General features: G+C 37.4%; 12 protein-coding genes and 3 pseudogenes. 6 read left to right on the forward strand and 9 right to left on the reverse strand.

Going from position 1 to position 12,148, the window contains the following annotated elements; translation table 11 throughout:
• Together CWATDRAFT_RS24935 and CWATDRAFT_RS24940 are read right to left on the reverse strand one after the other, a co-directional pair.
• Positions 1-714: pseudogene (locus CWATDRAFT_RS24935) on the reverse strand (transposase); the annotation flags it as partial.
• A gap of 125 nt (positions 715-839) precedes the next feature.
• Positions 840-1,400: a reverse transcriptase N-terminal domain-containing protein gene (locus tag CWATDRAFT_RS24940; protein WP_007307619.1), complete on the reverse strand. Its 561-nt coding sequence runs from the start codon at positions 1,398-1,400 to the stop codon at positions 840-842.
• A 110-nt stretch (positions 1,401-1,510) separates the two neighbouring features.
• On the opposite strand from CWATDRAFT_RS24940, the pseudogene CWATDRAFT_RS24945 reads away from it, so the two are divergent.
• A pseudogene (locus CWATDRAFT_RS24945) lies at positions 1,511-3,135 on the forward strand (IS1634-like element ISCwa1 family transposase).
• A gap of 211 nt (positions 3,136-3,346) precedes the next feature.
• Here the strand turns inward: CWATDRAFT_RS24945 and CWATDRAFT_RS24950 are convergent.
• Complete coding sequence (locus CWATDRAFT_RS24950) at positions 3,347-3,592, reverse strand: hypothetical protein (protein WP_157134173.1); 246 nt, start codon at positions 3,590-3,592, stop codon at positions 3,347-3,349.
• Positions 3,593-3,845: 253 nt separating this feature from the next.
• Here CWATDRAFT_RS24950 and crtE point away from each other — a divergent pair, with 253 nt between their 5' ends.
• The 3 genes from crtE to rimI all read left to right on the forward strand — a co-directional run bounded on the left by crtE (position 3,846) and on the right by rimI (position 5,870).
• Positions 3,846-4,775 carry a geranylgeranyl diphosphate synthase CrtE gene (gene crtE / locus CWATDRAFT_RS24955; RefSeq protein ID WP_007307608.1) on the forward strand — a complete coding sequence of 310 codons (930 nt, stop codon included), beginning with the start codon at positions 3,846-3,848 and terminating at the stop codon, positions 4,773-4,775.
• 18 nt (positions 4,776-4,793) lie between these two features.
• A complete protein-coding gene (locus tag CWATDRAFT_RS24960) occupies positions 4,794-5,252 on the forward strand; it encodes a divergent PAP2 family protein (protein ID WP_007307609.1) in 459 nt (152 codons plus the stop codon).
• Between the two features lie 66 nt (positions 5,253-5,318).
• Positions 5,319-5,870 (forward strand): ribosomal protein S18-alanine N-acetyltransferase, encoded by a 552-nt coding sequence (gene rimI, locus CWATDRAFT_RS24965; RefSeq protein WP_007307610.1) that lies wholly within the window; start codon positions 5,319-5,321, stop codon positions 5,868-5,870.
• Between the two features lie 14 nt (positions 5,871-5,884).
• Here the strand turns inward: rimI and CWATDRAFT_RS24970 are convergent, their stop codons facing one another.
• The 4 genes from CWATDRAFT_RS24970 to CWATDRAFT_RS24985 form a co-directional block, all read right to left on the reverse strand.
• The gene (locus tag CWATDRAFT_RS24970; RefSeq protein ID WP_007307617.1) at positions 5,885-6,772 is read right to left on the reverse strand and encodes a ParA family protein; all 888 of its coding nucleotides are present in this window, start codon (positions 6,770-6,772) and stop codon (positions 5,885-5,887) included.
• Between the two features lie 4 nt (positions 6,773-6,776).
• Positions 6,777-7,253: a chorismate mutase gene (gene aroH, locus CWATDRAFT_RS24975; protein WP_007307616.1), complete on the reverse strand. Its 477-nt coding sequence runs from the start codon at positions 7,251-7,253 to the stop codon at positions 6,777-6,779.
• A gap of 32 nt (positions 7,254-7,285) precedes the next feature.
• A complete protein-coding gene (sppA, locus tag CWATDRAFT_RS24980; protein WP_007307615.1) occupies positions 7,286-8,104 on the reverse strand; it encodes a signal peptide peptidase SppA in 819 nt (272 codons plus the stop codon).
• 107 nt (positions 8,105-8,211) lie between these two features.
• Positions 8,212-8,949, reverse strand: coding sequence for a response regulator transcription factor (locus CWATDRAFT_RS24985; RefSeq protein ID WP_007307614.1), 738 nt, complete (start codon positions 8,947-8,949; stop codon positions 8,212-8,214).
• Between the two features lie 120 nt (positions 8,950-9,069).
• On the opposite strand from CWATDRAFT_RS24985, the gene CWATDRAFT_RS24990 reads away from it, so the two are divergent.
• Positions 9,070-10,551, forward strand: coding sequence for an aminotransferase class I/II-fold pyridoxal phosphate-dependent enzyme (locus CWATDRAFT_RS24990; RefSeq protein WP_007307611.1), 1,482 nt, complete (start codon positions 9,070-9,072; stop codon positions 10,549-10,551).
• On the opposite strand, the gene CWATDRAFT_RS24995 is transcribed toward CWATDRAFT_RS24990, so the two are convergent.
• A complete protein-coding gene (locus CWATDRAFT_RS24995) occupies positions 10,548-11,156 on the reverse strand; it encodes a DUF3318 domain-containing protein (RefSeq protein ID WP_007307613.1) in 609 nt (202 codons plus the stop codon). The genes CWATDRAFT_RS24990 and CWATDRAFT_RS24995 overlap by 4 nt on opposite strands.
• A 26-nt stretch (positions 11,157-11,182) precedes the next feature.
• A complete protein-coding gene (locus tag CWATDRAFT_RS25000; RefSeq protein ID WP_021833851.1) occupies positions 11,183-11,377 on the reverse strand; it encodes a hypothetical protein in 195 nt (64 codons plus the stop codon).
• 156 nt (positions 11,378-11,533) lie between these two features.
• Between CWATDRAFT_RS25000 and CWATDRAFT_RS25005 the strand changes: the two are divergent.
• Positions 11,534-12,019: pseudogene (locus CWATDRAFT_RS25005) on the forward strand (transposase); the annotation flags it as partial.
• Between the last annotated feature and the right edge of the window lie 129 nt (positions 12,020-12,148).

The following is a 12,148-nucleotide window of genomic DNA, read 5'->3' on the forward strand; positions in this document are numbered from 1 at the left end:
TGGTGCATCTAAGGATCCCCGACAGCTTCTATTCTGATAGATACTTTCGTTTTTAGCTACTTTAAGTATCCTTTCTAGCAATTTCTAGAAGTATCTCAGCTTTTTTCTCAATTTTACTCTTAATGGTTTATAAAGATTATCTATTATTCTTTTTGTCTCAATTCTGGCTTGATTTAATATGCCTAAATCCGTTGGGTATTTGATGTCTGCTGGCGCACAAGTCGCATCTAAAATTAGTTTACCTTTATTTTTTATTTTTTCTCCTTTTTCTTGGAGACAATCCTTTTTTTTTACTTCTTTATCACTCTTGTCTATTTCTCTTTTTACTATTTTTTTATTGATTTTGTTTATCAATTCTCCATCAATTCTTTTCCTAAAATGAACTAGCATTGAAGATTCCAGTGGTGGCTCTTGTTGATAACAATTTAAACCTATAAAGTATTGTAGATAGGGATTTTCTCTAATCTGTTCTATAGTTTCTCTATCACTTGTTCCTAATTTTTCCTTAATAATTAATGTCCCTAATGCCATTCTAAATAGTTTGGCTGGCGCACCTTTTTCTGCTGAAAAAAGTTTAGCATATTCTTCCTCAAAATCATCCCAAGGTATCAACTCTGCCATGATTACCCAACGATTATTGGGGGACAATTTGCCCTCGAAAGGTAATTCAAATTTTTCTGGGGGCGGTAAAGGTTGCTCCTCTTTTCGATACATTTATTCTTGACCAACAACTGGGAGGTGTTTCTACCAATTATAGCGGTTTGTAGCCGACAAAGCTGATCTTTTTTGCGATCGCGAATATGGGTGTAACCTTTTAAAGAATAGGGTTTTGCTTTTATTCAGCAAACCCTAAATAGAATCTTTTGAGCGTCATGTGCCGAGCGTCCAGGTCTAAACCCGTAGCTTCTGGCGTGAAATAGTGCTTCATGTGCAGGTTCTAGGGCGTATTTAACGAGGCATTGCCATGCTCTGTCTGCCATAGTTGGAACCTTGAGCATTCGGGTGGTTCCATCTTTCTTGGGGATGGGGATTTCTCTTAGCTTGGAGTGTTTCCATTCGTTTGCTGTGAGCAACCTTTCTGCCAAGGCGAACCGTTGTTTGAAGTTGAGGGATTTGACTCCATCTATTCCTGCGGTTTTCTTACCAGTGTTTAGCTGTGATACTTGTCGGACTGCGAGTAGTCTAGCTGCAAAGGACTTCAGAATAAGTTTCTGTAAGTTCCTAGCTCGTCTTTTGTCTTCTGCTTGAATGGCTTTAAACAATCTTCTTTGGAGACGAAAGAGATTCTTGCGGAATTTCTTCCAGGGAATGCTCTTCCAAAGTTCACTAAAATCTTTGATTTTGTGTCTAACCATGTTCACCTCGGTTAATCCCAGATTCCGCACTTCAAAAAGTAGCATTAAATACTACAAGCCTGGGGTTAATAATTAAGTATAATTGCTTAAGCTCTTGAAGACAAAAAAGTGGGATAATTGCTTAAGTTGTTTCCTCTGTAAAAAAAGAGCGAAAAATGTCTTATTTAGAAGAAATACAAGTTAAAAATTTAGACCATTTAGGGATAGTAGCTGGTTTAATTGATGAAATAGGAATAGTCAAAATAATTAATAATAAATTAGGAATAGATGTTAGAGAAAAAATCTCAGCAGGTACAGTAGTTAAGTCTATTTTAATCAATGGACTAGGATTTGTTTCAAGACCTCTATATTTATTCAGTCAGTTTTTTCAAGATAAAGCCATTGAGAAATTGTTAGGAGAAAGAATTAAACCTGATTACCTTAATGATGATAAAATTGGGAGAGTAATGGATGAATTATATAAATATGGACTAAATGATATTTTTATTGAAGTAGTTTTAGAAGTAATTAAAAAATTTAAAATAGACCTTAAATACTCCCATTTAGATTCCACATCATTTCATTTAGATGGAGAATATAAAAGGGAAGAAGATAAAGAGAAACAGGAAGAAGAAAAAATTATTAAAGAAAGACCAATTCTTATTAAGAAAGGATATTCTCGGGATCATAGACCAGACTTAAAACAATGTGTCTTGGATTTAATAACAAGCCAAGATGGAGATATTCCATTATTTGTGAGAGTAGGAGATGGAAATGAATCTGATAAAGCTGTATTTGGAAAAGTTTTAGTAGAATTCAAAAAGCAAATAAAGTTTGATAGTATCATGGTTTGTGATAGTGCTTTATATGGTCAAGAAAATCTCCAACTAATCCAACATTTAAAATGGATAACGAGAGTTCCAATGACCATAAAAAAAGCAAAAGAATTAGTGCAAAATATAGAGGTGGAAGAAGTAAAAGATGAAGATAAAGAAAAAAGAAGTGACCTAAATTTAGAAAGTTATACCTGGAAAGAAGAAATTGTTACTTATGGTGGAATCAAGCAAACTTGGTTAATAGTCTTGAGTGAAAAAAGACAGAAAAGTGATTTGGAAAAACTAGAAAAACAACTTTCCCAAGAAGAGAAGAAATCCCAAAAATTTCTTAAAGAAATACAATCTGAAGAATTTGAACATCCTCAAGCTGCTCGATATAAATTAAAAGCTATTAATAAAAAATTGAGATTGTTGGAAATAAAAGAAGTTGAACTGATTGAAACTTACTCGAAAAAAAAGGAAAAGATTTATAAAATGATTAGTCTGATCATCAAAAAAGATGAAGAGATAAGTAGAAAGACTAAAGAAGCAGGAAAATTTATTTTAGCAACTAACTTAGTAGAGGAAAATAAATTAGAAGCTAGTGAAATTCTGATAACTTATAAAAACCAGCAATCTACGGAAAGAGGATTTCGATTTTTGAAAGATCCCTTATTTTTTACTGATAGTTTCTTCGTTGAAAAACCAGAAAGAATAGAAAAAATGTTATTTTAATGTCTTTGTGTTTGTTGATTTATAACTTGGGGCAAAGAGAATTAAGAAATTGTTTAAAAAGAGTCAAAAAAGGAATAAATAATCAAGTAGGGAAAGTAACATTGCGTCCGACTTTGAGGTGGATATTTCAATGTTTTCAAGGTATTCATTATGTGATTTTAAACGGAGTCAAACAAATTGTCAATTTAACAGAAGAAAGGCGTTTTATATTGAGTTTATTACCTGCATCTTGTCAAAGATATTATCTATAAATTGAATTGGATAAAGCAAAAATAATAAAAGAATAAGAGTCTAATGATATCAAATGAGAAGAGGAAACTCTCCTTCGTTTGTGCTGAGTCTTGCTAAGTTTTCAATGAGTATAAATCTTCTTAATTTGATTATTTTTCCTAAAAATTTAATGAAAAGAGAAATATTCTTGCCCAGGTATGATTTTCGGACTTTTTAAAACTATGTATTTTTTTATACTACATTTTGAAGTGCGGAATCTGGGTTATTAGCTAAAGCAGCCGCAGGAAGATTAAAACCTGTATCATTAACATTAAAAGCAGCGGCAAAAGCATCTTGCTTACCCACAGCCGCAGCTACAGCGACCCCAGTTACGGCACCAGCATCAATACTAAAGGCAGCCGCACCGGCAGCGCCACCTTCTCCGGCTTGGGCAGAGGAACTTACGCCGAAGACTCCAGCGATAATAGTTGCGGTCAATAGATGTTTCAAATTTGAGTTTGTTTTCATTGATTAATTTTCATCCTCATCTTCACACAAAGGTTATAGCACAACTCATTGAGGAACATCCATGAAAATTTAGGAAAACTTAACCTGAGTTGGATTTACGATGGGAGTCGTAGAGCAAAAATTTCTCTGTTTTAACCCTAAAGCTTTCATGTTGGATACGATTTTTGATAAAGTAAACTGATAGAAATGATACAAAATAATCCCTAACTACAGGCAATCAGACATGGTTATGACAGGTGAAGACCGTGTGACGCATACAGAAGCATCGAATTTTGAGCTTGCGTCCTATCTTAAAGAGAAAAAACAGTTAGTTGAAGCGGCCTTGGATCAATCCCTTCACATTACCCGTCCCGAAAAAATCTACGAAGCTATGCGTTATTCCCTCTTGGCAGGGGGAAAACGATTACGCCCCATTCTCTGCCTAACCACCTGTGAACTGATGGGTGGGACCGTAGAAATGTCACTCCCTACAGCTTGCGCCCTAGAAATGATCCATACCATGTCTTTGATTCATGACGATCTCCCTGCTATGGATAACGATGATTATAGACGGGGAAAATTGACCAATCATAAGGTTTATGGAGAAGACATCGCTATTTTAGCAGGAGACGCTTTATTGTCCTACGCCTTTGAATATGTTGCCACCCAAACCTGTAATGTAGATTTCCCTAACCTCATCGATGTCATTGCCCGTTTAGGACGTACCGTTGGGGCAGCGGGATTAGTCGGGGGTCAAGTGTTAGACTTAGAATCGGAAGGTAGAACCGATGTCACCGTAGATACCTTAAAATTCATCCATATCCACAAAACAGGGGCATTATTGGAGACATCTGTGGTGTCTGGAGCCATTTTAGCCGGAGCTAAGCCAGAGGATATAGAAAGGCTTTCTCGTTACGCTCAGAACATTGGTTTAGCCTTTCAAATCATCGATGATGTTTTAGACGTAACTGCCAGCAGTGAAGAATTAGGCAAAACCGCCGGAAAAGATGAACGGGCGCAAAAAGCTACTTATCCCAGTTTATGGGGCTTAGAAGAATCACAAAAACAAGCTCAAGCCCTGATTGACGATGCGATCGCCCAACTGAGTCCCTACGGCCAAGCAGCCCAACCCTTAGAAGCGATCGCCCAATTTATTGTTGCTCGCAAAAACTAAACGTTTTCACCGTTAATTATGCAGGATTTTGAAGCAATTTTTCAGAACAAAATACTGTTAGTGTCCCTAATAGCCTGTTTTTCTGCCCAAGGATTGAAATTAATTATTGAGTTGATCCGTCACCGCAAAATTAATTTCCGTTACTTGGTTAGCACAGGGGGAATGCCGAGCGCCCATTCAGCCCTAGTTGGGGCTTTAGCCACAGGGGTAGGTCTGACTAAGGGATGGGAAAGTCCAGAGTTTGCTATTGCTTGTTTATTTGCCGTCATTGTCATGTACGATGCGGCCGGAGTCCGTCAAGCAGCAGGAAAACAAGCGCGTATTCTCAATCAATTACTCGATGAGTTTTTACAAGACAGTCATCAGCTGAATACAGAAGAGAGATTGAAAGAGTTACTCGGACATACTCCCTTCCAAGTTTTGATTGGCCTAACTTGGGGCATTAGTGTCTCTATCTTGACAATATCAGTGCTATGAACAGTGAGCAGTTAACAGTTACCAGTTACCAGTTATTATTACTGTTCACTGAATGTAAATTTTTCAATGTCATTTTTATCAATTAGACTTCATCAACCTCAATTCACGGATCTCGATGCACTGGTCGCTTTAGATCAGTGTTGTCTTGGAGGTTTATGGTCAAAAAATGGGTATCAACGGGAGTTAAGCAGTAACAATAGTCATTTTTGGGTTTTGTCTTCCGATTTAACCCAGACTATTATTGGTTTTGGTTGTTTTTGGGAAATTTTAGAAGAAGCTCATATTACTCTACTAATGATTACCCCTGAATACCAAGGTCAAGGGTTGGGTCAATTATTACTTTATGGTTTACTGAGGGATGCAGTTAATCGGGATCTTGAGCGTGCTACCTTAGAAGTCAGGGTTTCTAATCAACCAGCCCTCTGTTTATATCAAAAATTTGGTTTCGAGGTGGCAGGACAACGAAAAGGATACTATAAAACCACAGGAGAAGATGCTTTAGTTCTTTGGCGTAAAGGTTTACAATATCCTGAATTTCAGCAAGAGTTATATATTTGGCAACAAAAAATTGATGATCGTCTCATGGCTAATAATTTGCGAGTGACAATTAAAAATTAATAATTGATAATTGCTTAAGAAGGTAACTTACTTAAAAATTCCTCAGCTAGTTTGTTAAATGCTTTAGAACCACTAGAATTAGGCATAGACGTAACAACAGGCATAAAATTATCCACTGCTTTAGCCACATTAACATCCATAGGGATTGAGGTTTTAAAGAGTTGTTGAGGAGTAAAATCTGTTTGGACTCTTCGCATCACTCGATTATAATAACGACTTAATAAACCCCCTCCCGATGAGATAAAAACCACACCTAATAGATTCAAATTCAAAGGTTGATCGTTTTGATGACTTTCTTTTAATTTAGCAATTCTTCTTTCTAATAACTGCATTCCTACTACTGATAAAGGTTCCGGTCGTGCTGGTAATAAATAATAGTCACTAGCAGATAATCCGCTTCTTGTCAAGAGATTATAACCCGGAGCGCAGTCCATAATTACAAAATGATAATGCTCTAAAACAGGTTCTAAAATTTTCTGAACCAAAACCCGTTCAAAATGATTCCACACTGTTTCAAAATCAGGATTTTCTATAATTTCTGCTTGTTTATGCAGGGTTTCTGAAACAATATACTCATCATATAATTCCAAATCTCCTGGTAATAAATCTAGTCCTTCTATCCCACAAATATAGGGTTGAATAATATCATGAATATCCAATTTACTGTAAGGGTTAGGTTGAATAATATTATCTAATAAATAACTAAGGGTACGCCGTTTTTTTCTGGTTTGGGCGAATTCATGGGGGGACATTAAACTAAGGGTGGCACTAATTTGAGCATCTAAGTCGAGAACTAATACGCGTTTTCCGTGATTTTTGGCTAAGCAGGTGGCTAAATTGACGGTTAATGTAGTTTTTCCCACACCACCTTTCATATTAACGGTACTAATTACTAATGCCATTGTTTTAATCCTTGAAACTTGAAGAATGAGTCGATACCGAGGAGCTAGTATGGGTTAAACGCCAATCAGGACGAAGATTAGAAGCCCCACGCAAATAGACGTGAGAAACCTCTTTTTGCGGTTTTGGGGTGTTAAAGTGAATTAGAACCCGGATACAGCGTTCTAGGCTATTATGAACCGACATTTGCTGGACATCTAAGAGGGGAACATCTTCCCAATGAGGGCGTTGACGGGCGATCGCAGCAGGAAAAATCGCATCAATGTCCTGAGTAGCGGTGAAGGTGACGCTAACAATATCTTCAGGGTTGAGTTGATTTTGGGTTTCGATGACATTTAACAATTCACTGACGGCTTCTCCTATTGCTTCTGGGCTATTTTCTGTGACTGTGGTTGCCCCTCTAACTCCCCGTACTTTCAACTCCACGATCGCATACCTCCAACAATATTGGCTGTTACTTATGCCCCCCATTGTCTCACCCATCGACCCATTTTTTCCTTTGGTTTAATCTAAATTCAAGGACGATATAACCATAAGGGTTGACCGTTGGTTTTCAACTCAAACTCTAACCAGTCCATGGTTGTCCTCAGTTTTGATTTACTTTGATTACGAGAGAGAACCCGACTTAACAAGGGTTTTGGTTCATCAAGATCATAACAGGTGGCTTTGTCTGGATTTAATCCTGCCAACTCAGCAGCCCAAAGACGGGCATCCTCTTCTGTACCTAAGCGATCCACTAACCCTAATTCTAGGGCTTGTTGTCCTGTAAAAATACGACCATCGGCAAAGGTTTTGACTTTATCTACGTCTAGGTTTCTACCTTGGGCTACGGTAGTAACAAACTGTTGATAGCTGACATCAATCATCTCTTGAAGGATATGCTGTTCTTCGTCGGTTAATTCTCGATCAAAGGCTAGAATGTCCTTATAAGGACCAGATTTAATAACTTTGAAAGACACCCCAACTTTGTCCAATAATCTTTCTAAATTATTGCCTCGTAAAATCACTCCAATACTGCCAGTGATGGTTCCAGGGTTAGCCATGATATGTTGTGCGCCCATACCAATATAAACCCCACCAGAAGCGGAAATATTGCCGAAACTAGCCACAATTTTCACTTCATCTTGCAGTCGTCTGAGGGCTTCATAAATTTCCTGGGAGTCGCCGACGGTTCCTCCTGGGGAGTCAATGCGTAGCAATAAAGCTGGGAATTTCTTTTCTTTGACGGTTTTTAGGGCATCAAGAACATATTTACGAGTTTCTGAAGCGATCGCCCCTGTAATTTCAATGCGGGCTATTTGCTTACTGGGTCTGGGTTTGAATGGCCAAATCATAGATTAACATCAAACATAATATATGAGCCATATTGTAACAAGTCTTGATGGGTGTAGGAATGCAGAATTTAGAAAAAATTCTAAATTCCCTTTGAAAATTAATCAGTTTACGAATGTTCAAACAGATAACCTTTTCCTCGAATGGTTTTGATCATCTGACCGTGGATGTCGTCAATTTTCTTACGAATTTGACCGATATGAACATCTACTTTTCTTTCAACTCCTACCTCATGATTATTGTCCCAAACAGCAGAAATTAGATCGCTTCTTTCCCAAACTCGGTTAGGATGGGTTGCCAAAAAATACAATAATTCAAACTCTAAAGTTGTTAAGGGTAAAACTTCATCATTAAGACTAACTTCACATCGGTTGGGATCAATAGTTAATCCTTTAATCTTGACAGAGTTATTGGGTGTATTAAGATTGAATTCTTGCCCAATACCACGTTTTAATAAAGCAGCAATCTTGGTCTTAAGAATTTCTAAATTAAAGGGTTTTGTCAAATAATCATCAGCCCCCTGTTCAAAACCTTCTAAAACATAATTTGTGTCTGCCATACAGGTTAACATCAGCACTAGGGTACCTGTTTGACGAATTTCTTTACAGAGATTAAATCCACTTTCGTCGGGTAAATTAACATCCAAAATAGCCAAATCAGGGTTAAACTTTTGAAAGATTTGCCTGGCGTTTTTAGCATCAGCAGCAGCTTCAATCTCATAGTTATTATAGCTAAAAAATCTTGAAATTAACTGACGAACAGCAGGATCATCATCAACAATTAGGATTTTAGATTGAGAAGAATTGACTAACATAGATGTTTGTAAGTGAGGGATATTAATGGTCATAAGCTAAAAAGTTTAGGCACTAGATCAATAAGAATTTAATTGCTCATACATTGCCTACAAGAAAGAAATTTTTTAAAAAATTTTATGATTTTTGAACCTGGATGTGAGTAAAATGACCTTATGACAAGATCATCAGACTTTTTCCTTTCTCGTCAAGAGAGTACACCACTTATTGATGTTTTGACCACCTTAAAAAACAAACCCGATGCTGCTTTTTATGTTCCCGGCCATAAACGGGGACAAGGAATTAGCGATTCGTTACGGTACTTGTTAGGGGAGGGGGTGTTTCAAGCCGACATACCAGAATTACCAGAATTGGGAAGCTTGTTTGCCCCCGATGAGGCTATGGCCAAAGCCCAAATTCTAGCATCTGAAGCCTTTGGGGCTGATCGAACTTGGTTTCTGGTTAATGGGTCAACTTGTGGCATTATTGCTGCAATAGCAGCAACTTGTAACCCTGGTGATAAGATTATTGTACCCCGTAATGTTCATCAATCTTTCATTATGGGGTTAATTGTCTCTGGGGCGGTTCCCATTTTTCTTAATCCTGAATATGATCCAATATGGGATCTTACCCTCAGTATCACCCCATACTCTTTAGAAAAAGTTTTAAAAGAGAATTCTGATGTCAAAGCCGTGTTTTTGGTTTACCCCACCTATCACGGGGTTTGTGGTGACATTCGCTCTATAGTTGCTATTACCCGACGTTACAACATACCCTTATTGGTGGATGAGGCACACGGGGCGCATTTTAAGTTTCATGACGCTCTGCCCCCTTCTGCTTTATCCTTGGGGGCAGATTTGACTGTACAATCGACCCATAAGGTATTAGGAGCTATGACTCAGGCTTCTATGTTACACATACAGGGCGCGCGCATTGATCCCCAAAAGATTAGTCAAGCATTACAGTTAGTGGAGTCTACCAGCCCTAGCTATATATTATTATCTTCTTTGGATGGGGCGAGACAACAAATGGCTTTACAGGGAGAAAGATTATTAACTCACACCCTTGAGTTAGCACAAATAGCTGTTGAAAATATCAAGAAGATTGATAATTTAGGGGTTTTAGAGTTCACAGAAAAGCGGCCAGGATTTCATGATTTAGATATTACTCGCTTGACTGTTAATGTCACGGCTTTAGGTATAAGTGGTTTAGAGGTTGATGATATTTTTCGGGAAAAATTACAGGTTACTGCTGAATTACCAATGTTGTCTCATTTAGCTTTTGTTATTTCTATTGGTAACACAAAAAAGGATATTAATCAGTTAATTAATGCTTTCCGAATACTCAATCATTCTTTCTCCTCATCTCCTGATCTACCTTTATCTTCAGCGCCACATCCCCTTCACCCATCTCCTCTCAAATTATCCCCCCGTGAGGCTTTTTTCGCTCCTAAACAATCAGTCGCCATTGAACAATGTATCGGTAAAATAAGCGGTGAATTAATTTGTCCTTATCCCCCTGGTATTCCTGTATTAATGCCAGGAGAAATCATTACCAGTGAAGCGATCGCCTATTTAAAGAAAATACAAAAACTAGGAGGGATGATTACTGGGTGTACTGATACTAATTTAAACAAACTTAATATTATTTTAAATTAAAAATCAATTTTCTCAGGAACATCAATACTAGAAAGATTAGCTAGAGATTTAAGATGTTGACTGCGAATAAGTTCGGTAAAATTTAAAATAGAACGTCCTTCTATTTTAGCAGCGTTTTCTATGCCTTGTAAAAGATTTTGGGCTGCTTCTACCTCGGTATAACCCCGTCTTAAAGAAACTTTAATAGCAGCTTCATCCGTATCTAATTCTCGTTGAATATTGCGATTATCTCGCCAAATTTGTCTTATTGAAATGGCGGTTAAACCTGCTGCAATCAATATTCCAACTGCATCACCTTGACCAGTTTCTACCATTAAGCCTATGGTTCCAGCTAAAACAATCAATTGATTAATATCAGGTTTAAACCAACGAATATTAATTAAACTACTGGTAGCTCTTAATATTAATAAGTCTCGTTGGCCTCTTGGTAGCCGTCGCCATAAATCAAAGTTAATATAAATAGGACGGCTTTCTCGATTCCAAGGGGGCGCAAATGGTGCATCAATGACCTTAGACTGCTGGGGTTGACTAATAATCTTAGTTAACATTCTCCCAGAAGCAGGCATCATATCTAATAAACGGCTAATCTCAGCATCAATACTCATAAAAAATAGCCAAAACCCTTACTCTATTATTGAGTATAATGGGTTTTAGACGTACCGTCCTTAAGAAAACAATTTTCTAATAGTTGAATTTTGTATAAGTACCAGAAACGTCTCATTTCCCAAACCATAGGTTGTTTAGGATCAAATAAAGGTTGATTCAGATAAGTCCAAATAGCAATTCCCATCTGTTTAAAACGCCATAAGTTCATTGATGATCTCATTGTTACTAAATCCCTAAGTAGGGTTTGCTGAATAAAAGCAAAACCCTATTCTTTAAAAGGTTACACCCATATTCGCGATCGCAAAAAAGATCAGCTTTGTCGGCTACAAACCGCTATAATTGGTAGAAACACCTCCCAGTTGTTGGTCAAGAACAAATGTATCGAAAAGAGGAGCAACCTTTACCGCCCCCAGAAAAATTTGAATTACCTTTCGAGGGCAAATTGTCCCCCAATAATCGTTGGGTAATCATGGCAGAGTTGATACCTTGGGATGATTTTGAGGAAGAATATGCTAAACTTTTTTCAGCAGAAAAAGGTGCGCCAGCCAAACTATTTAGAATGGCATTAGGGACATTAATTATTAAGGAAAAATTAGGAACAAGTGATAGAGAAACTATAGAACAGATTAGAGAAAATCCTTATCTACAATACTTTATAGGTTTAAATTGTTATCAACAAGAGCCACCACTGGAATCTTCAATGCTAGTTCATTTTAGGAAAAGAATTGATGGAGAATTGATAAACAAAATCAATAAAAAAATAGTAAAAAGAGAAATAGACAAGAGTGATAAAGAAGTAAAAAAAAAGGATTGTCTCCAAGAAAAAGGAGAAAAAATAAAAAATAAAGGTAAACTAATTTTAGGTACCGAGCTCGATTCAATCCNCCNACCNGNCGTCCTTCCCTTCTCCCGGACCCCTCTCCCTCTGCCCCTCCTCCGCCTTCCCTCTCCTCCTCTCTCCTCCCTCTCTAGCCTTCCTCTCTTCGCCCCT

Source organism: Crocosphaera watsonii WH 8501, from assembly GCF_000167195.1.
Taxonomy (GTDB): Bacteria; Cyanobacteriota; Cyanobacteriia; order Cyanobacteriales; family Microcystaceae; genus Crocosphaera; species Crocosphaera watsonii.